19 protein-coding genes are annotated in these 20,111 nt (G+C 61.3%); 11 read left to right on the top strand and 8 right to left on the bottom strand.

Annotation, left to right across the window (positions count from 1 at the left end; all coding sequences use genetic code 11):
• Positions 1-29: 29 nt before the first annotated feature.
• Complete coding sequence (locus tag SINAR_RS0127100) at positions 30-566, top strand: FxsA family protein (RefSeq protein ID WP_028001998.1); 537 nt, start codon at positions 30-32, stop codon at positions 564-566.
• Positions 567-734: 168 nt separating this feature from the next.
• Positions 735-1,241: a protein-export chaperone SecB gene (secB, locus tag SINAR_RS0127095; protein ID WP_028001997.1), complete on the top strand. Its 507-nt coding sequence runs from the start codon at positions 735-737 to the stop codon at positions 1,239-1,241.
• 185 nt (positions 1,242-1,426) lie between these two features.
• Here the strand turns inward: secB and dnaQ are convergent, their stop codons facing one another.
• The 5 genes from dnaQ to SINAR_RS0127070 form a co-directional block, all read right to left on the bottom strand.
• The gene (gene dnaQ, locus SINAR_RS0127090; RefSeq protein ID WP_028001996.1) at positions 1,427-2,155 is read right to left on the bottom strand and encodes a DNA polymerase III subunit epsilon; all 729 of its coding nucleotides are present in this window, start codon (positions 2,153-2,155) and stop codon (positions 1,427-1,429) included.
• Between the two features lie 169 nt (positions 2,156-2,324).
• Positions 2,325-2,909 (bottom strand): dephospho-CoA kinase, encoded by a 585-nt coding sequence (gene coaE / locus SINAR_RS0127085; RefSeq protein ID WP_028001995.1) that lies wholly within the window; start codon positions 2,907-2,909, stop codon positions 2,325-2,327.
• Entirely contained in the window at positions 2,906-3,766 is an 861-nt protein-coding gene (locus SINAR_RS0127080; RefSeq protein WP_028001994.1) for a shikimate dehydrogenase, read from the bottom strand. Before SINAR_RS0127080 ends, coaE begins: the two co-directional genes overlap by 4 nt.
• The gene (locus SINAR_RS0127075) at positions 3,759-4,358 is read right to left on the bottom strand and encodes a Maf-like protein (protein ID WP_028001993.1); all 600 of its coding nucleotides are present in this window, start codon (positions 4,356-4,358) and stop codon (positions 3,759-3,761) included. The genes SINAR_RS0127080 and SINAR_RS0127075 overlap by 8 nt, the downstream gene beginning before the upstream one ends.
• Before the next feature lie 141 nt (positions 4,359-4,499).
• A complete protein-coding gene (locus tag SINAR_RS0127070; RefSeq protein ID WP_028001992.1) occupies positions 4,500-5,321 on the bottom strand; it encodes a pyruvate, water dikinase regulatory protein in 822 nt (273 codons plus the stop codon).
• A 405-nt stretch (positions 5,322-5,726) separates the two neighbouring features.
• Between SINAR_RS0127070 and hemE the strand changes: the two genes are divergently transcribed.
• The 8 genes from hemE (at position 5,727) to SINAR_RS0127030 (ending at position 14,903) form a co-directional block, all read left to right on the top strand.
• Positions 5,727-6,758, top strand: a complete 1,032-nt coding sequence (gene hemE, locus SINAR_RS0127065; RefSeq protein ID WP_028001991.1) for a uroporphyrinogen decarboxylase — start codon at positions 5,727-5,729, stop codon at positions 6,756-6,758.
• A 10-nt stretch (positions 6,759-6,768) separates the two neighbouring features.
• Positions 6,769-7,311 carry a protoporphyrinogen oxidase HemJ gene (hemJ, locus tag SINAR_RS0127060; RefSeq protein WP_028001990.1) on the top strand — a complete coding sequence of 181 codons (543 nt, stop codon included), beginning with the start codon at positions 6,769-6,771 and terminating at the stop codon, positions 7,309-7,311.
• Positions 7,312-7,504: 193 nt separating this feature from the next.
• Positions 7,505-8,770: a transcription termination factor Rho gene (gene rho, locus SINAR_RS0127055; RefSeq protein WP_028001989.1), complete on the top strand. Its 1,266-nt coding sequence runs from the start codon at positions 7,505-7,507 to the stop codon at positions 8,768-8,770.
• 432 nt (positions 8,771-9,202) lie between these two features.
• Positions 9,203-10,522, top strand: a complete 1,320-nt coding sequence (gene mnmE / locus SINAR_RS0127050) for a tRNA uridine-5-carboxymethylaminomethyl(34) synthesis GTPase MnmE (RefSeq protein WP_028001988.1) — start codon at positions 9,203-9,205, stop codon at positions 10,520-10,522.
• Between the two features lie 127 nt (positions 10,523-10,649).
• The gene (gene mnmG, locus SINAR_RS0127045) at positions 10,650-12,521 is read left to right on the top strand and encodes a tRNA uridine-5-carboxymethylaminomethyl(34) synthesis enzyme MnmG (RefSeq protein ID WP_028001987.1); all 1,872 of its coding nucleotides are present in this window, start codon (positions 10,650-10,652) and stop codon (positions 12,519-12,521) included.
• Positions 12,522-12,529: 8 nt separating this feature from the next.
• Positions 12,530-13,171: a 16S rRNA (guanine(527)-N(7))-methyltransferase RsmG gene (gene rsmG, locus SINAR_RS0127040; protein ID WP_028001986.1), complete on the top strand. Its 642-nt coding sequence runs from the start codon at positions 12,530-12,532 to the stop codon at positions 13,169-13,171.
• Positions 13,172-13,185: 14 nt separating this feature from the next.
• Positions 13,186-13,980, top strand: coding sequence for a ParA family protein (locus SINAR_RS0127035; protein WP_028001985.1), 795 nt, complete (start codon positions 13,186-13,188; stop codon positions 13,978-13,980).
• Positions 13,981-14,012: 32 nt separating this feature from the next.
• Positions 14,013-14,903, top strand: coding sequence for a ParB/RepB/Spo0J family partition protein (locus tag SINAR_RS0127030; protein ID WP_028001984.1), 891 nt, complete (start codon positions 14,013-14,015; stop codon positions 14,901-14,903).
• A 65-nt stretch (positions 14,904-14,968) separates the two neighbouring features.
• On the opposite strand, the gene holA is transcribed toward SINAR_RS0127030, so the two are convergent.
• The 3 genes from holA to leuS are packed head-to-tail and all read right to left on the bottom strand — an operon-like array spanning position 14,969 to position 19,175.
• Positions 14,969-16,000: a DNA polymerase III subunit delta gene (gene holA, locus SINAR_RS0127025; protein ID WP_028001983.1), complete on the bottom strand. Its 1,032-nt coding sequence runs from the start codon at positions 15,998-16,000 to the stop codon at positions 14,969-14,971.
• Positions 16,001-16,012: 12 nt separating this feature from the next.
• A complete protein-coding gene (locus tag SINAR_RS0127020) occupies positions 16,013-16,558 on the bottom strand; it encodes an LPS assembly lipoprotein LptE (protein WP_028001982.1) in 546 nt (181 codons plus the stop codon).
• Positions 16,545-19,175 (bottom strand): leucine--tRNA ligase, encoded by a 2,631-nt coding sequence (gene leuS / locus SINAR_RS0127015; RefSeq protein ID WP_028001981.1) that lies wholly within the window; start codon positions 19,173-19,175, stop codon positions 16,545-16,547. Before leuS ends, SINAR_RS0127020 begins: the two co-directional genes overlap by 14 nt.
• Before the next feature lie 264 nt (positions 19,176-19,439).
• Between leuS and SINAR_RS0127010 the strand changes: the two genes are divergently transcribed.
• On the top strand, positions 19,440-20,099 hold the full coding sequence (locus tag SINAR_RS0127010) for a YggS family pyridoxal phosphate-dependent enzyme (protein ID WP_028001980.1): 660 nt from the start codon (positions 19,440-19,442) through the stop codon (positions 20,097-20,099).
• Positions 20,100-20,111 lie beyond the last annotated feature (12 nt).

Below are 20,111 nucleotides of genomic sequence, written 5' to 3'. Positions count from 1 at the left end.
TTGCACTCACCTTCTTGCGAGCACGGGCGATGCGTTTCCTGATCCCGCTCCTCATTCTCGCGCTGCCGCTTGCCGAAATCGCCGGCTTCGTCGCCGTCGGCAGCGAGATCGGCGTGGCGATGACGCTTCTCCTTGTTTTCGCAAGCGCCGTCGCCGGCATCCTGCTCTTGCGCATCCAAGGCTTCGGTGTGCTCCGGCGCCTGCAGGAGGCGGCGCGGACAGGGAATGACCCGGGACTGGACGTTGTCGGCGGCGTGCTGGTCTTCATCGCCGCGATTCTCTTGATCGTGCCCGGTTTCATCAGCGACGTCGTCGGTCTTCTCATCTTCCTCCCCCCGGTCCGACGCGCCATCGCAGCCTTTCTGCGCAGCCGGATGACAATTCTGAGCAGCGCAACGGGCTTCTATCGCTCCTCCGGCCCCCGTCCTGCTGGCCCCCAAGCCTCTGATCCCCGGCGCGAGGAGCGCCGCGGCCCGCTGATCATCGATCTCGACGAGGATGAATTCTCGCGCAAGAAAAAGGACGAGGACGACCGTTCACCGCCCCCGGATCGTCTGTCCCATTGATTCGAGCCCCCACTTTTTCTCATTCCGGCTCCAATCGGGTCTATAATGCGACTCCGAGACGAACCGTCGGACGCACCGCTGCGTCGGGCCGGTCCCGGCCACCAGGGTTGTAAGCCAAGGCCCTAGATGCTAGATGGCCTCACCATTTCGAAGTCCGAGGAAACTCTTATGACGACTGATACCGCATCCAACGGCAACGGCAGTGCCCAGCAGCCGAGCCCGTCGCTCAACATCCTGGCCCAGTATGTCAAGGACCTCTCCTTCGAGAACCCCGGCGCACCGCGCTCGCTGCAGGCGCGCGACCGCTCGCCGTCGATCAACATCAATGTCAATGTCAACGCCAATCCGCTCGCGGAGAATGATTTCGACGTCGTCCTCTCGCTGAGCGCCCAGGCAAAGGACGGCGACAAGATGCTCTTCAACGTCGAACTCGCCTATGGCGGCGTCTTCCGCGTCGCCGGCTTCCCGCAGGAACATATGCTGCCGCTGCTCTTCATCGAGTGCCCGCGCCTGCTGTTCCCCTTCGCGCGCCAGATCGTAGCCGACGCAACCCGCAACGGCGGTTTCCCGCCGCTGATGATCGATCCTATCGACTTCGCGCAGATGTTTGCCCAGCGCATGGCCGAGGAAAAGGTCCGCGCGCAGGTTGCCAACACCAACGACACGGCCAACTGATCGGTCCGAAGTTTCTGGAAAGCCCGGCTCGGCGAGCCGGGTTTTTTGTGTCCGCCCTAAGCAATTCAAATTCGCCGGTACAGCTTGTGAATGGATCCTCAATCCTGAGGATGACGGAGGTGCGAGGCCGGCGTTCGCAGGCAGCGTACTTAACCGTCCTCCCCACGGGCTGTAATCTCGACGGCCTAAACCGCTTCCGATCTGAGGACGTATTCGGCTTCGCTGTATTTGGCCCAGATCGCATTCGCGCCGATCTTCGCGACGAGCGCCGCATGGGCGGCGATTTCGACCTCCGTCAGCCGTGGTCGCAAAGGCCGGTCCCTTCCGATGACGACGACCGGGCCGTCGTCGGCTTCGATCGAGCGGCCTCCCGTCTCCGCCACCACGAGACCAAGCGCCGCCTGGCGGCCGCCGATCATCTCGATATAGACCTCGGCGAGCAGCTCGGAGTCGAGCAGCGCTCCGTGCCTTGTTCGATGCGAGTTGTCTATGCCGTAGCGGCGGCAAAGCGCATCGAGCGAATTCGGCCCCATCGGGTGTTTGCGCCGGGCAAGCGCCAGAGTGTCGATGACCCTGTCGCTGCCAATTGGCGGCAGGCCGAGCCGCTCGAACTCCGCATTGATGAAGCCGATGTCGAATGTAGCGTTGTGGGCGACCCAGCGCGCATCGCCGAAGAAATCGACGATTTCCTGGGCGACGTCGGCGAAGGGCGGCTTGTCCTTCAGGAACTCGTCCGTGATGCCGTGGACGGCAAGGGCTTCCGGATGAACCTTGCGCTCCCCTGGATTGATATAGATATGGATCGTGCGCCCGGTCGGAAACTGGTTCTCGAGCTCGACGCCGCCGATCTCGATGACCCGGTCTTCGCGGTTGTCGAGGCCGGTCGTTTCCGTATCGAAGATGATTTCACGCATGCGGAAGCCCTGTGGACGACGTTTCGGAGCGAATCACCCGAAGCTGACCTCCATTCCTAATGTTATTTTCTGCGCAATTGAAGGCCGTTGCAGCCCTCATCCAGCCTGCTGGCTGTCTTCTCCCCGCAGGCGGGGCGAAGGGGTAAGCGGCAGCGTCGTCCTCCGAAGACTATCCGGCCCGCAAATCATCGACGATCGACCGGATCTGCTGCCGCGTGACGTCAAAGCTGTCGCTGGTGTCGACGATATAGTCGGCGCGGGCGCGTTTCTCGCTGTCGGGCACCTGCCGTTTTAGGATCATCGCAAATTTTTCGTCGGTCATTCCCGGGCGCTTCATGACACGCTCCTTCTGCTTTTTCGGATCGCAGGTCACGACGACGATACGGTCCAGGCGCGCCTCGGCCCTGGTCTCGAAGAGGAGCGGAATATCGAGAAGCACGAAAGGCGCGCCTTCAGCTCTGTGCCGGGCAATGAACTCCTGCTCCTTGGCGCGCACGAGGGGATGGACGATCCGTTCCAGCTCGGCAAGCCGGTCAGGTGCCGCAACGAGCCGGCGCGAAAGCTCCGACCGGTCGATTACGCCGTCCCTGGCGACGCCTGGAAAGGCCGCTTCGACCGGAGCCACCGCTTCGCCGCTATAAAGCAGGTGCACCACTTCGTCGGCATCGTTCACCGGCACGCCGAATTCCCGGAACATCCCGGCAGCGGTCGTCTTTCCCATCCCGATGGAGCCGGTGAGCCCGACGATGATCATGCGTGCTTATCCATGTCGCTGATGATGACCTGCCTGAGCCTTTCGTCGACGATGGGCCTCAAACCGAACCATTTCTCGAATCCGGGCACAGCCTGATGCAGGAGCATGCCAAGTCCGTCGACAATGCGGAAGCCTTGCCCTTCCGCCTGCCGCAACAGCGGCGTCTTCAAAGGCACATAGACGATGTCGGTGACAACGGCGTCGGGCGCCAAGCCCGAAAAATCGATCGCCGGCGCCGGCCCGCCGTTCATGCCGAGCGAGGTCGTGTTCACAAACAGGCCGGCGTCGGAAATGACTTCAGGAAGCGCCGCCATCGAATGCGCGTGCACCGCCGTCCCGAAGCGATCGGCCAGTTCCCTCGCCCGCTCGGGCGTGCGGTTCACCACATGGATCGCCTTGACCCCGCGGTCGCGGATGGCCTGGATCACGGCGCGGCTTGCGCCGCCGGCGCCGAGAACCACCGCGGTCGAAATGCGGTCCCATCCTTTGGCGTGCTCATCGAGATTGGCGACGAAGCCGCGCCCGTCGGTATTGGTCGCACGGATTTCCCCATTCTCGAGCCAGAGTGTGTTGGCCGCTCCGAGTTCGGCGCTGAGTTCGTCCGGCCGATCGGCCAACCGGAAAGCGTCCTCCTTGTGCGGAATCGTGACGTTGCCGCCGCAGAAGCCGGTTGTTCCTTCCTTGATCTGCCGCATGAAATCCGGAAAGGCCTCGGGCGTAACCTCGTGAGCCCGGTAGCTCCCCTGAATTCCGAACTGCTTCAGCCAATAGCCGTGAATGAGCGGCGAACGCGAATGCTTCACCGGAAAGCCGGTAACGAAGGCATGCTTAATAAATGTTTCACGTGAATCATGCATCGATCGCACCCAGTTCGCGAAGTTTGGAGAGAAGAGGCAGCATCGGCAGGCCGAGTATGGTGAAATAATCGCCTTCGATCTTTTCGAAGAGCTGGATGCCCTCGCCCTCGAGCTGATAGGCGCCGACGCTCGTCAGCGCCTTTTCGCCTACCCTTGCAAGATGCCGATCGATGAAACCGTCGGTCAATCGCCGCACGGTCATGTTTGCGGTCGAGACATGCCGCCAGACGACCTCGTCGTCGCGCACGAGAACGATGGCGCTGTTGAGGCTGTGCACCTTGCCGGAGAGCGACAGGAGATGCCCGGCGGCTTCGGCCATGCTCCGGGGCTTGTGATAGACTCGGTTTTCGAGCGACATCGTCTGATCCGAACCGATCACGAGAGCCCGCGGAAAATATCGTGCGACATCGCGCGCCTTTGCCTCGGCAAGCACCAGCGCGACATCAGAGGGCGAAGCGCCCGACGCTTCCAGCGGCTGCTCCAGCGCACGCTCGTCGATTTCAGCCGCCCGAGCCTTGAAGGCCAGCCCAGCATTGTCGAGGAGGGTGTGGCGGAATGGACTGGCCGATGCCAATACGAGCGAGGATCTCATTGTTTCGTTTCCCGATTCGTTTCCGCGATCTCAAGCTCGAGCATCTCCACTTTCGCCGAAAACGCGGAAATGCTCCAACTGTATTTGCCGCAATTCCGAACGGAGAACCGTTTCACTTCTGGAATTGCCTGACGGTCCGCTCTATCTGAGCCGCGGCCGCAGGGCAACGATGGCAGCGGCGGTCTCTTCTATCGAGCGCCGCGTCACGTCGATCAGCGGCCAGTTGTTGCGCGCGCAAAGCGAGCGGGCATATTTCAGCTCCTCGGCGATCGCCGCCCGGTCGGTGTAGTCTTCCGCGTGGAAGCTCTGCGTCGTTCCGAGCACGCGGTGCTGACGCACCTGGGAGAGTCGCTCGGCCGAAGCGATGAGGCCGACGATCAGCGGCTTTGTCGCCTTCAGAAGCGCATCGGGCAGCGGCACGCCCGGTACGATCGGAATATTGGCAGTCTTTATACCGCGATTGGCGAGATAGATGCTCGTCGGCGTCTTCGACGTACGGCTCACGCCGACAAGGACCACGTCCGCCTCGTTGAAATCCGTGGGGATTTGACCATCGTCGTGGTCCATCGTGAAGTTCAGCGCCTCGATCCGTGCGAAATACTCGGCGTCCATGACATGCTGTGCGCCCGAGCGGCGGCGGGAGGGCGAGCCGAGATAGGACTGGAACAGCTCGATGATCGGGTCGAGCACCGAGACGCAGGGTACGCCGATCTCGCGGCACCTTTCATCGATAAGACCCGCAAGCTCCCGGTCGACGATCGTGTAGAGAACGATGCCCGGTGCGCCATCGACCGCATCCATGACCTGCATCAGCTGCTTCCGGTTCCGGATCAGCGGATAGACATGCTCCAGCGCATGAGAGGCCTGGAATTGCGCAGCAGCCGCACGACCGGCGGCAATCAGGGTTTCGCCGGTCGAATCGGAGATAAGGTGCAGGTGGAAGTAGTTTTTGCGGTTCTCCACGCAATTCTCCGCGGTCTGTTGAAAAGGCGGGATAAAAACAGCTAACGGCGGCGACTGCTCTCAGGCAAGTGGAAAAGCGACGACTTGTTCACATCATGCCCTTCGCCGGAAATCGTTTGGAGGGCCATGTGGACAAGACTCATGGCCAAGACAAATTGTCACGCGGATCGACTCCCAATCCACAGGAAGCGCAACCCGCCGATCACCCGCAAGCTGCTGACTCTGCAATCTTTTCCCGAGTTTCCCCGTTTGCTGCGCGATCTGAACGGAATCTCTCCCGGCTCTTCGTCACGGATTGAGACGGACTGGATAGGATGAGGAGCGATTTTAATCCTTGATACCCACCGACTCTAAGAAATAGAAACCTCATAAATTCAGTTTTATTTTTAGATTGGGAACCGGCAAGTGAGTGAACCGCATCGCAGAATGTTGGAGGTCTTGAACGGGAAGACGCTCACCCCTCCCCCGATCTGGCTGATGCGGCAAGCGGGACGCTATCTTCCCGAATACAGGGCGACGCGCCTGAAGGCCGGCAACTTTCTCGACCTCTGCTACACGCCCGACCTCGCGGTCGAAGTGACATTGCAGCCGATCCGCCGCTACGGCTTCGACGCCGCCATCCTTTTCTCCGATATCCTCGTCGTACCCGATGCGCTCAAGCGTAACGTGCGCTTCGAAGAGGGCCAAGGTCCACGGATGGATCCGATCGACGAGGACGGCATTGCCCGGCTGAACCCCGACGGCGTCATCACTCATCTCGCTCCGGTCTTCGAGACCGTCTCCCGGCTGAGGAGGGAATTGCCGACCGAGACCACGCTTCTCGGCTTCTGTGGGGCGCCTTGGACGGTAGCGACCTATATGATCGCCGGCCGCGGGACGCCGGACCAGGCGCCCGCACGTCTTTTCGCCTATCGGCATCGCAAAGCCTTCGACCGGCTTTTGGCGCTGCTCGCCGACATTTCCGCCGACTATCTCGTTGAACAGATCGATGCCGGCGCCGATGCGGTGCAGATCTTCGATTCCTGGGCCGGTGTGCTCGGTGAGGAAGAGTTCGAACGTTACGCGGCCGAGCCTGTCCGGCGCATGATCGCTTCCGTGCGGTCGCGGCGTCCCTCGGCAAAGATCATAGCCTTTGCGAAGGGCGCGGGTCTTCTGCTGAAGAACTATCGGCAAGCGACCGGGGCGGACGCGATCGGCCTCGACTGGTCTGTGCCGCTCTCCTTCGCCGCCGAATTGCAGAAGGACGGGCCCGTTCAGGGCAATCTCGACCCGGTGCGGGTCGTGGCCGGCGGCGCGGCTCTCGAGCATGGAATCGACCGCATCCTGGACGTGCTCGGCAAGGGGCCGCTGATCTTCAATCTCGGTCACGGCATCACGCCGGATGCCGATCCGGACCATGTCGCCACGCTCGTCGCCCGCGTGAGAGGACGGCGATGAGGGGGCAGCGGTGATGGGGGAACGTCAAACCGACGGCGGCCCGGGCGAACGGGCTCGCTTTCGTGCGGCGATCGCGATCGGCGCTTTTGCGGCATTGCTGATAGGTCTCTTTGCCTGGCAGCCGGACGATCTGTATCTATGGATAAAGGCGCTTCACGTTATCGCGGTGATCTCCTGGATGGCGGCGCTTCTCTACATGCCGCGCCTCTTCATCTATCACACCGACGCGGCCCCCGGATCGCAGCAGTCCGAGACCTTCAAGATGATGGAACTGCGCCTGCTCAAGGTCATCATGAATCCGGCCATGATGATCTCCTGGGTGCTTGGTCTCTACCTCGCATGGAGCGCCTATGGCTTTGGCGGAGGCTGGCTGCATGCGAAGATTTTCTGCGTGTTTCTGCTGACCCTGGTGCATGTGCGTTTCAGCCGCGCGGTGAAGGCCTTCCAGCGGGACGAGAATCGCCGGAATGCTCGCTACTGGAGGCTGATGAACGAGGCGCCGACCCTGCTGATGATCCTCATAGTCATCCTCGTCGTGGTGAAACCATTTTGAATTCAATCGATTCGCAGCCGCAATAGTTGCCGCTAATTTGCTGCGACCCCTTGCGGCGTTTCACGTGAATCGCTATTTTCCCTCATCTCCTTCTTCCTGTGGCCTGTGACGAAGTTTTAGAGCCTGCCTTCCCCCTCGCAGCTCCCTTACAAATCGCGCCGGCTACCAATCCCCTATCAAGCACGGACCCTTCATGGCTGAAATGAAGCTTCAAGAACTTAAAAACAAGACGCCGACCGACCTCCTGGCCTTTGCCGAAGAGCTCGAGGTCGAGAATGCCAGCACGATGCGCAAGCAGGAGCTGATGTTCGCGATCCTCAAGATGCTGGCGCAGCAGGAGATAGAAATCATCGGAGAAGGCGTCGTCGAGGTCCTGCAGGACGGGTTTGGCTTCCTGCGCTCCGCGAATGCGAACTATCTCCCGGGTCCCGACGACATCTACATTTCGCCGTCGCAGATCCGCCGTTTTTCGTTGAAGACCGGCGACACGGTCGAGGGCCCCATTCGCGGCCCGAAGGAAGGCGAACGCTATTTCGCACTTCTGAAGGTCAATACGATCAATTTCGACGATCCGGAGAAAATCCGCCATAAGGTTCACTTCGACAACCTGACGCCGCTCTACCCGAACGAACGCTTCAAGATGGAACTCGAGGTTCCGACATCCAAGGACTTGTCGGCCCGCGTCATCGATCTTGTCGCACCGCTCGGCAAGGGCCAGCGCGGCCTCATCGTTGCGCCGCCGCGCACCGGTAAAACGGTGCTTCTCCAGAACATCGCGCATTCGATCACGGCAAACCACCCGGAATGCTACCTGATCGTTCTCCTGATCGACGAGCGGCCGGAGGAAGTCACGGACATGCAGCGCTCCGTCAAGGGCGAAGTGGTGTCCTCGACCTTCGACGAGCCGGCGACGCGCCACGTACAGGTCGCCGAGATGGTGATCGAGAAAGCCAAACGGCTCGTGGAACATGGACGCGATGTGGTGATCCTGCTCGACTCGGTCACCCGCCTCGGCCGCGCCTACAACACGGTCGTCCCCTCATCGGGCAAAGTTCTGACCGGCGGCGTCGACGCGAACGCTCTGCAGCGCCCGAAGCGCTTCTTCGGCGCAGCACGCAATATCGAGGAAGGCGGGTCGCTGACGATTATTGCAACGGCTCTGATCGACACCGGCAGCCGCATGGACGAAGTCATCTTCGAAGAGTTCAAGGGCACCGGCAACTCCGAAATCGTGCTCGACCGTAAGGTGGCCGACAAGCGAATCTTCCCGGCCATGGACATTCTGAAGTCCGGCACGCGTAAGGAGGATCTCCTGGTTCCGCGCCAGGACCTGCAGAAGATCTTCGTGCTTCGCCGCATTCTTGCGCCGATGGGCACGACGGATGCGATCGAGTTCCTCATCGACAAGCTCAAGCAGACGAAGACCAATAGCGACTTCTTCGACTCGATGAACACATAGCCGCCCGCCGTCCACGGCGCGGGGCGCGTCATTGCACGCAAGGCCGGTGCAGGCATGCGCCGGCCTTGTTGCTTTATCGCTGATCAGTCCCTTGACCGGCGCATGCCAGGGCCCGGTGCAGATCCAGGGCTTGGAGTGTTCCATCGAATATTGGAGTCCAGCAGTTTGGACCCCGTGCACTTCCGGGCGGAGGTGCCGCTAAGCGTTTTCCCTCGAAGTGCTGCGATGATTCACGTGAAACGCGTGACCCCCTTGCCGGTGAGCAACACTTGATTTCATACCCGACCCGGTGCATAAGGCGCCACTCGTCGGTCGAGTGCCGCTGTAGCTACAGGCGCACCGGATGTGCTTCCCATCGGCGCCGCCGAGATTCCCGATCAAAGACGTCGAAACGGCGCTGGCGCCGAACGTCGCTTCGCAAGCGGTGAACCAATGCTTTCTACCGATACGATCTACGCTCTTTCGAGCGGCTCGCTACCCGCCGGCGTTGCCACGATCCGCGTCAGCGGTCCGGCAACAGCCGACGTGCTTACACTGCTGTGCGGAACGCTTCCGTCAGAGCGCATCGCGACCTTGCGAACGATTCGGACTCGAAACGGTGAAATGCTGGACCGTGGTCTGGTGCTTCATTTTCCCGCGCCCGCGTCCTTCACGGGGGAGGATTGCTGCGAACTGCAGGTTCACGGCGGACGGGCGGTGGTGAGCGCCATCCTGGACGAGCTGGCCGGGATCGACGGGCTGAGGCATGCGGAAGCCGGAGAGTTCGCGAGGCGTGCCTTTCAGAACGGCAAGCTGGACCTGGTCGAGGTAGAGGGGCTGGCGGACCTGATCGCGGCGGAGACGGAGATGCAGCGCCGCCTCGCTGTGGAGCAGTCGGGCGGCGGCCAGTCAGCGCTTTATAGCGGCTGGGCTCGACGCCTGACCCATGCGCGTGCGATGATCGAGGCAGAGCTCGACTTTGCCGATGAGGAAGATGTTCCCGGTTCCGTCAGCACGAAGATCTGGGAAGATGTGGAAAGGCTTCGCGAAGAAATCGACGGGCATATCGCGCGCGCGGGGCTGGCCGAGATAATCCGGGATGGCCTCAAGATCGTGATTGCCGGTGAACCCAATGCGGGCAAATCGAGCTTGCTCAATGCCCTGGCTCGAAGGGATATCGCGATCGTCACCGAAATTGCCGGCACGACGCGCGACGTTTTAGCCGTAGATCTTTCCTTAGCCGGATTCTCAATAAAACTGTTCGACACTGCTGGGCTTCGCGAAACGGAAGAAATCGTGGAACGGGAAGGTATACGGAGGGCGCGCGAGGTTATCGCCGATGCCGATCTTGTGCTTCTATTATCGGAAAAACCGGGCGCCTTCGAAGTTGGTGAGGGTTTTCCGGAGGGTATCCCCGTCATCCGCGTTGCGACCAAAATCGACCGCACGACACCAAGCTGGGGGGCATCCGATGCGGACATTTTTCTTTCGACCAGGACAGGCGAGGGTATGGCCGAGCTGCTGACCGTCCTGCAATCCTACCTCCCTGACCTGGCCGGTAAGACAGCACTGGCGATGCCCTCGCGAAAGCGCCACGTCGACTGTCTGCGGCAGGCGAGTGCCGCACTGGAGCACAGCCTGGACGCCGGCGACCTCGAACTGCGAGCAGAGCAGCTTCGCCAAGCGGCGGACGCACTCGGCAGGATCACCGGGCGGGTCGATGTCGAGAACCTTCTGGATGTCATATTCTCCGAGTTCTGCATCGGAAAATAGGCTTGACGCTGAAGAGATACAACGTCTGCGAGTCATTCGGTGCGTTTCACGTGAAACGCTCTTGACTCGAATGACTGAACTGACAATCAAGGGCCTGGAGCTCGCAACGGAATGCTGGAGCATGTCTATGACGGACTGTGATGTCATTGTGATCGGTGGCGGTCATGCGGGCTGCGAAGCCGCTTCGGCTTCCGCACGCCTCGGCGCCCGCACGATCCTGATCACGCATAAGCGGGATACGATCGGGGTGATGTCCTGTAATCCTGCGATCGGGGGTCTCGGCAAGGGTCATCTGGTCCGCGAGATCGATGCCCTCGACGGCCTCATGGGACGTGTGGCCGATGCCGCGGGAATCCAGTTCCGGCTTCTCAACCGGCGCAAAGGGCCGGCGGTGCGCGGTCCGCGTACGCAGGCGGATCGCAAACTGTACCGCCAAGCGATGCAGCGCGAGATCGAAGCAATCAAGAACCTCACGGTCATCGAAGGTGATGCCTTCGATCTGTTGACCGAAGGTGGTGTGGTCCGCGGTGCGGTGATGAAGGACGGCCGGACCTATCGCTCTTCCGCCGTTGTCCTCACGACCGGCACATTTCTCAAAGGCCTCATCCACATCGGCAACCGTAAGATGCCGGCCGGTCGTGTGGGCGAAGACCCGTCCCTGGGTCTCTCCGACACGCTACAGCGTGCTGGCCTGCAGCTTGGTCGGCTGAAGACCGGCACGCCGGCGCGGCTGGACGGCCGTACGATCGACTGGGACCGCGTCGGGCGCCAAGGCCCGGATGATAATCCCGTACCGTTCTCATTCATGACCGATGCAATCGCCAACCGGCAGATCGATTGCGGCGTAACGCGGACGACAGCTGCGACGCATAAGATTATCGCTGATAATATAAACCAATCCGCAATGTATTCGGGCCAGATCGAAGGGGTCGGTCCGCGCTATTGTCCATCGATCGAGGATAAGATCGTTCGGTTCGGCGAGCGGGATGGTCACCAGATATTTTTGGAGCCCGAAGGGTTGGACGACCATACCGTCTATCCGAACGGAATTTCGACGTCACTTCCCGAGGATGTGCAGGAGGCTTTCATTCGGACCATTCCGGGCCTCGAGCAGGTGCAGATTCTTCAGCCGGGCTATGCAATCGAGTACGACCATGTCGACCCGCGGGAACTGGAATTATCCCTGGGCGTGCGCAAGATGCCCGGTCTATTTCTGGCGGGTCAGATCAACGGCACGACGGGATATGAAGAGGCCGGAGCTCAGGGTCTCGTTGCGGGTGTGAATGCCGCGCTGCGGGTGAGCGGCCGTGCTCCTTATCAGTTCAGCCGAACCGATTCCTATATCGGCGTGATGATCGATGACTTGACGTCTCGAGGGATAACCGAACCCTATCGCATGTTCACCTCCCGGGCCGAGTACCGGTTGTCGCTGCGTGCAGACAATGCGGATATGCGTTTGACGCCGGTGGGCATCGAACTTGGATGCGTGGGTGACGCGCGTCGCCAGCGCTTCGAAACATGGAGGCATTTCTACGCGGCCGGGCGTTCGCTCCTGCGTTCCCTCTCGGTGACACCGAGCGAAGGCCAGCGTTTCGGCCTGAAGCTCAATCAGGATGGTCAGCGCCGAACGGCCTTCGAAATCCTCTCCTATCCCGGTCAATCGATCGATGCGTTGACCCGGCTTTGGCCTGAGCTTCAAGCTATTTCACCGGGGGTTGTTGAGGCGTTGGAAATCGATGCGGCCTATGCCGTCTACATGGAGCGCCAAGCCTCAGACATAGCCGGCGTCCGACGCGATGAAACTACGGCCATACCGGATGACTTCGACTATGACATGTTGCCCGGGCTTTCGAATGAACTGAAGCAAAAGCTGGCGCAGCATAAGCCGCGAAACCTCGCCCAGGCGACGAAGGTCGACGGTATGACACCAGCGGCGATCTCGCTCATCCTTTCCTGGTTGCGACGGCAAGAGCGCCATGCGCAACGTGTGGCTGGGTGAGGTCTGCAATGCAAGCGAGTCTCGCCGAAGCCCTGAACGGATTGCGTGTTTCACGTGAAACGGTCACTAGACTGGAGCACTTCGCCGCACTTTTTCAGAAATGGGCCCGATCCATCAACCTTGTCGCGCCCTCCACGCTGGAGGATCTGTGGCGCCGTCACATCCTCGATAGCCTTCAGCTTTATCAACTCTCCCCGTCACCGAAGACGTGGGTAGATCTCGGAAGCGGCGGCGGCTTCCCTGGCGTAATTATGGCCATTTGCCTCTCGGAGGCAGAAGACGGGTGGGTTCATCTGGTCGAAAGCAATAACAAGAAGGCCGCGTTTTTACGCGTTGCCCTCAGGGAGACGGGAGCAAGGGGGTCCGTTCATCCGATTCGAATCGACGCCGCACCCGCTGAGATTCCGGAATGCGACGCGATTTCGGCACGTGCGCTCGCCGATTTAAGCCAGTTGCTCGATTATTGCGCTCCCTGGATGCTTGCGGAGGGCTCCAAAACCGTCGCTTTCTTTCACAAAGGGCGGGATTACCAGCAAGAAGTCGACAAAGCCGTTAGTCGCTTTCAATTCGATCTGATAAAACATGCAAGTGTTGTCGAGCCAGATTCGGTTGTGCTCGAGATTGCAAATCTTTCACGTCGGACGAAGTGATAGGCGAGCGAAAAATGTTTGGTCCAAAGAATCGGATTATCACTATTGCCAATCAGAAGGGCGGCGTCGGCAAGACGACGACGGCCATCAATCTTGCGACAGCTCTGGCCGCAATCGGCGAAAAGGTGCTGATCGTCGATCTCGATCCGCAAGGCAATGCCAGCACCGGGCTTGGGATTCAGCGCCGCGCACGGCATCTATCCTCCTATGAGCTGATGATGGGAACCCACGCCATTGGCCAGATTGCGCAGGATACCGCGGTACCAAATCTAGCCATCGTACCCTCGACCATGGACCTGCTGGGCGTCGAGATGGAGATTTCCAAGGAACCGGATCGGGTTTTTCGACTCCGCAAGGCCCTGGCCTCCGCGGATGCGCTCGCCTATTCCTACGTGCTGGTCGACTGCCCGCCCTCATTTAACCTTTTGACAATGAATGCGATGGCAGCGGCACATTCGGTTCTTGTCCCGCTGCAGTGCGAATTCTTCGCTCTGGAGGGTCTGAGCCAGCTATTGGAGACAGTCGACCAGGTGCGTCGAACGGTCAATCCGGGCCTCGATATTCAGGGGATAGTCCTGACCATGTTCGACTCGCGGAATAACCTGGCGCAGCAGGTGGTCAGCGACGTTCGGACGCATCTGGGGGACAAGGTTTATCATACCCTGATTCCCCGCAACGTTCGGGTCTCCGAGGCGCCGTCCTATGGAAAGCCGGCTATACTCTACGATCTGAAATGCGCCGGAAGTCAGGCATATCTCCAATTGGCTTCGGAAGTCATTCAACGCGAAAGGCAGCGGAAGGCCGCCTAATCGTTTCGGTATCGTAATTAATCAGGTGTCAGATGAACGATGACAGCTCCAAAAGGCGTCTGGGTCGCGGCCTAGCCGCCTTGATCGGTGAAATGGATCAGCCGCTGCAAGGCGGCTCAGCTCCGGCCTCCCCCGTCAGCGCCGATCGGCGAATTCCAATCGAGTTCGTATCCCGCAATCCGCGCAACCCTCGTCGGCAGTTCGACGAGGCCGAGCTTCAGGACCTGGCAAGCTCGATCCGTCAGCACGGGATCGTACAGCCGGTGGTCGTTCGTACGATCGGTCACGATCGCTATGAAATCATCGCCGGCGAAAGGCGCTGGCGCGCGGCGCAGCTTGCCGGCTTCACCGAAATACCGGTCATTGTACGGGACGTCGACGACAGGACCGCCCTTGAGATAGCCATTGTCGAGAATGTTCAACGTTCCGACCTCAATCCTCTCGAGGAGGCATTGGGCTACGAGCAACTGATCGCCGAACACGGCTATACGCAGAACGATCTCGGCGACATCATCGGTAAGAGCCGAAGCCATGTTGCGAACAGCCTGCGGCTCTTGAAGCTGCCGGAGCCTGTGCGCGACATGCTTTCCGACGGCAGCCTTTCGGCGGGCCATGCCCGCGCTCTCATACCCACGTCGGATCCGACAGCGCTAGCGCGTGCGGTCGTCGCCAAGGGGCTTTCGGTTCGCGAGGCCGAGCGGCTGGCGCAGAACGATATCAAATCGCAGAACGACCCCAACTACGCGAAAGGCCGTCAACGCGATGAAAAGGACGCCGATACGCTGGCGCTGGAGCGCACCCTGTCCGATAGTCTCGGCCTGGAGGTCACCGTCAACCACAAGGCCAGCGGCGGGCATCTCAAGATTACCTACAAGACGCTTGACCAGCTGGAAGAGATCTGCCGGTTGCTCGAACGGCGTTGACCATGGCGCCGCGCACCGCAGATCTTTTACGGCGCGAAGCGTGTAACCGCTGATCGGGGTTTACCTCAGCGGCGCGCCGACTGGATCGTGATCGCCAACAGGTTTTGTATGACCAGGCTCTCCTCCAAGCTCTGGCGGCTGCGGCTCTGATAGATGGTCGCCTGCAGGCGGTTCAGTTCGCGCCGGATCGCCGGTCCCGTCCAGTGTTTCAGCGCCGCTTCGACGACCGGCTTGCGCCGGAAATGCAAACCGCGTCCGAGGCTCGCGACCACCTGACCGGGGGGCTGGCGGCTCGCATCCATTTCGGCACGCATGATGTCGAGTTGCTGAAACTGCCTGAGACAAGCCTGAAGCACGAGAAATGGCGGAGTCTTGGACGTCGTGATCTTCTTCATCGCGTGCAGCAGCGCGTCCGCATCGCCCTTCAGCACCGCATCCACCGCTTCGTCGACCGAAATGGCGCTGGCGTCACCGACGATGCCGAGCACGTCGTCCTCGTCGACCATATCCTTGCCGCGGCAATAGAGGGCGAGCTTGCGAAGTTCGTTGCGCGAGGCCATGCGGTCTCCGCCAAGAGCATCCACGAGGCGCTGTCGCGCCGCAGGGCTAATCCGCAAGCCGGCCTCCGAAAGTTCCTTGTCGACAAGCGCTTGCAGACCTCTGATGTCGTCGCTGTAGCAGGCGACCGAAGCGACGGACCGGGAAGATTCGCCTACTTTCCTGAGCAGCGCCCCCTTTTTAAGGTCGCCTGCTTCGACGATGAGGCGGGCGCCGGGCGGCGGATCGGCAGCAAGGATCTGCAGCGCTTCGGCTACGGCCTTCTCCGCCGAGGCGCCGCGCACCCAGACCAGTTTCTCGCCGCCGAAAAGGCCGATGGCGTTGACCTCGTCGAGTATGCTTCCGGCGCCCTGCAATGCAGCGGCATCCAATTTGACGACGGCGAAAGGGTCATCGAGAGGTATGCCGAACCTGCCCGCGAGCTCCGACGCTCTTTCCGAGACGAGGCCGCGATCGGGACCGTAGAACAGGAAGAGTCGGTAGCTCGCCGCAGACCGCTGCAGGAAACCGTCGAATTCGTGCGACTTGACTTCGCTCATCGGACCATCGGATCAGCGGCCAAGGGCGGCTGCGAGATCGGCGCCGATGATCTCCGCCAACTCCTTGGCGGCGCGATTCTCGCCATCGCGCACCGCGCGGATCTTGGCGAATTCCTGCCGGGGGAAGTCGACCAGCGCGACGGCCGTTCGCCTGCCTGCCTTCACCGTTTCGCCGGTGGAGGTCTTTGTGAGGTTATAGTCGGCCTTTACGACTACCCGACCGGCTCCGGCACGGTCGTCGTCGTCTTCGACATCCGACGTCTCGTAGAGCACGCCCATCGTCCGGTGAGAGACGCTAAGCGCCAGATGGTATTGCGGATTGACCGGTTCACCCTGGCCGCGCGACGTCAGAAAAACGAGAGCATTGCGGACTTCCTGCTCGACGCGGTCTTCGGCTTCCGAAATCTCGATGGCGGCGAGCGCCGTCGAGGTCGAACCGGTGGGGCCGTCGGAATAAAGGGGTCTGACCTGGCAGCCGCCGAGTGCCGCGAGCGACAATGCGCCGGCTACGAAGGCCAGAGACCGAAGACGGAAGCCAGCTATATCAGACAACGACATTGACGATCCTTTGGGGCACGACGATGATCTTCTTCGGGCTGCCGCCGTTGAGCGCGGTCTTGACGACGTCCAGTGCGAGCACGGCGCTTTCGATCGCACTCTGATCTGCATCGCGCGCGATTGTCAAATCGGCGCGCTTCTTTCCGTTGATCTGGACCGGCAGCGTGATCTCGTTCTCGACGACGAGTGCCGCATCGAATTTCGGCCATGGTCTTTCGGCGATAAGCCCCTCACCGCCGATCTCCCGCCAGCATTCCTCTGCCAGATGCGGCATCATCGGCGCGATCAGGTTGATCAGGATCGCGCTGGCGTCCTTTACGGCTGCGGTCAGAGCCTTGTCGGCCTTGCCGCTCGCAACCTGCGTCAGGGGTGCCGCCATGGTATTCACCAGCTCGTAGATGCGTGCGACCGCCTTGTTGAAGGCAAGCTTGTCGTAGTCGGCTTCCACCGCCTTGAGAGTGCGGTGCGCGGCCTGGGACACGGCAAGTCCCTCGCCGTCGCTTGCCGGCGCGGCATCGACGGCACGCAGCTTCTCCGCGGCCTCAGTCAGGAGGCGCCAGACGCGCTGAACGAAGCGATGAGCGCCTTCGACGCCCGCTTCGGACCAGATGACGTCGCGATCGGGCGGCGAATCGGAGAGCACGAAGAAGCGTGCCGTGTCGGCACCGTAGGAGCTGATGATGTCGTCCGGATCGACGACGTTCTTCCTCGACTTCGACATCTTCTCGATCGAGCCGATGGCAATCTCCTCGCCGGTCTCGATATGCACCGCGCGCCGCTGACCGTCTGCTTCCTCGATGCGGATCTCGGCAGGGGTGACCCATTCCCGCTGCGCACCTTCGCCGCGGCTATAGGTCTCATGGACGACCATGCCCTGCGTGAACAGCCCGTTGAAGGGTTCGTCCAGCGCCACATGGCCCGTCGCCTTCATCGCGCGTGTGAAGAAGCGCGAATAAAGCAGATGCAGGATCGCGTGCTCGATACCGCCGATATACTGGTCGACCGGCAGCCAGTGATTGGCAGCCTTGGGGTCCGTCGGGTTGTTCTCCCACGGCGCCGTAAAGCGGGTGAAGTACCAGGACGAATCGACGAAGGTGTCCATTGTGTCGGTTTCCCGCCGCGCGTCCTTGCCGCATTGAGGGCAAGCGACGTGCCGCCAGCTCGGATGCCGGTCGAGCGGATTGCCGGGCTTGTCGAAGGTCACGTCCGGCGGCAGCGTCACCGGCAGGTCCGCCTTGGGAACAGGCACGACGCCGCAGTCGTCGCAATGAATGACCGGGATCGGGCAGCCCCAGTAGCGCTGGCGGGAAATCCCCCAGTCCCGCAGGCGGAAATTGACTTTGCGCTCGGCGCGCGGCGTACCGTTCAGCAGATCGTTTTCGAGCCTGGAAGCGACGGTCTCGAACGCCTTTTCCACCGGGAGCCCGTCGAGGAAGCGCGAATTGATCATCACGCCGTCCCCGTCATAGGCCTCGTCCTTGATCGTGAAGGTCTGCGGATCGGCATCCTTCGGCATCACCACCGGAACGACCGGCAGACCGTATTTGCGGGCAAAATCCAGGTCGCGCTGGTCGCCTGAGGGGCAGCCGAAGATGGCGCCCGTGCCATAGTCCATCAGCACGAAATTGGCGACGTAGACCGGCAGCTCCCAGGCCGGATCGAAGGGATGCCGCGCACGTATGCCCGTGTCGATGCCTTTCTTCTCCGCCGTCTCCAGTGCGGCGAGCGACGTGCCGGCGCGCCGGCATTCCTCGCAGAAGGCTTCGATCTCGGCGCTCTTTGCCGCAGCATCCCTGGCGAGCGGATGATCGGCGGAGATCGCCAGGAAGGAGGCGCCGAACAGCGTGTCGGGCCGCGTCGTGTAGACCGTGACTTCCTTTTCCTCACCGGGGACCGTCGACGGATCGAGCTCCCACCGGAGCGAAAGCCCTTCCGAACGGCCGATCCAGTTCTTCTGCATCAGCCGTACCTTCTCCGGCCATTCGTCGAGCGCGTCGAGGGCGTCGAGCAGATCCTGGCTGAAGTCGGTGATGCGGAAGAACCATTGCGTCAGCTCGCGCTGCTCGACGAGCGCGCCGGAGCGCCAGCCGCGGCCGTCGATCACCTGCTCGTTGGCGAGCACGGTGTTATCGACCGGGTCCCAGTTGACCTTCGACTGCTTGCGGTAGACCAGTCCCTTTTCCAGGAAATCGAGGAACAGGTGCTGCTGGCGCTGGTAATATTCGGGATCGCAGGTCGCAAATTCCCGGCTCCAGTCGAGCGAAAGCCCCATGACCTTGAGCTGCGCCTTCATCGAGGCGATGTTCTGGTACGTCCAGCTCGCCGGATGGACGCCGCGCTCCATGGCGGCGTTTTCCGCCGGCATGCCGAAGGCGTCCCAGCCCATCGGATGCAGGACGTTGAAGCCGCGGGCGCGTTTGTAGCGGGCGACCACGTCGCCCATCGTGTAATTGCGCACGTGGCCCATGTGAATCCGCCCGGACGGATAGGGGAACATCTCCAGGACGTAATATTTGTCGCGCGGATCGTCGTTCTTCGTCTCGAAGACCTTGCCCGCTTCCCATTCCTGCTGCCAGCGCGGTTCGGCATCGCGCGGATTGTATCGTTCGGTAGCCATGTTTTTGTCGATGTTCCGGAAATTCTGCCGGGCGCGAGCGCCCGCGCGTGATAGCTGGCGTGACCTTCACCACGAAACGCCCCAAGCGTCAAGTTTTGAGGGATCCGCCAGGCGGTCTCCTCGATCTGCGGCGGTTCGCCGGCAGAAAGATGCTGCAGCCGGACCGAAGTCCTCCGCTCCGGCTTCCGCTGGACTTGGCAAGCGGCGCAAGTTTCAATAAGCCGCAGGGTAACGGTCGAGACGATCTTGAACAGGAGCATGGGGATGGAAGTCGAAGAGCGGCTGAACGAAATCCTAAGCCGGATTCGCGCAAGCGAGAAGTCGGCGAAACGCCCGGAAAACGCCGTCAGCCTGATCGCCGTATCGAAAACCTTCGGCGCCGAGACGATCGAGCCGGTGCTCGAGGCCGGCCAGCGCATTTTCGGCGAGAACCGCGTGCAGGAGGCACAAGCCAAATGGCCGGCGCTCAAGCGTGAGATCCCCGACGTCGAACTGCACCTGATCGGCCCTCTGCAATCCAACAAGGCCGCCGACGCCGTCGCGCTTTTCGACGTCATCGAGACGATCGACAGGGAGAAGATCGCGCGCGCAGTTGCCGCCGAAATGAAGCGCCAGGGCCGCGAAGTCCGCCTCTATGTTCAGGTGAACACCGGCCTTGAGCCGCAAAAGGCAGGCATCGCCCCCGAAGACACCGCCGCCTTCGTAACCTTCTGCCGCGAGGAACTGCGCCTGAACATCGAAGGGCTGATGTGCATTCCGCCGGTCGACGAAAATCCGGGCCCGCATTTCGCCCTGCTTGCGAAGCTTGCGGCCCAGTGCGGTCTTTCCGGGCTTTCCATGGGGATGTCCGGCGACTTCGAGACCGCAATCGCCTTCGGCGCCACGAGCGTACGGGTCGGCTCCGCCATCTTCGGAGCGCGCTGACCACCTTGCTTC

Source organism: Sinorhizobium arboris LMG 14919 (assembly GCF_000427465.1).
Classification (GTDB): Bacteria; Pseudomonadota; Alphaproteobacteria; order Rhizobiales; family Rhizobiaceae; genus Sinorhizobium; species Sinorhizobium arboris.
The sequence above is the reverse complement of the archived record's forward strand: the minus strand, read 5'-3'. Positions and strand labels throughout refer to the sequence as shown.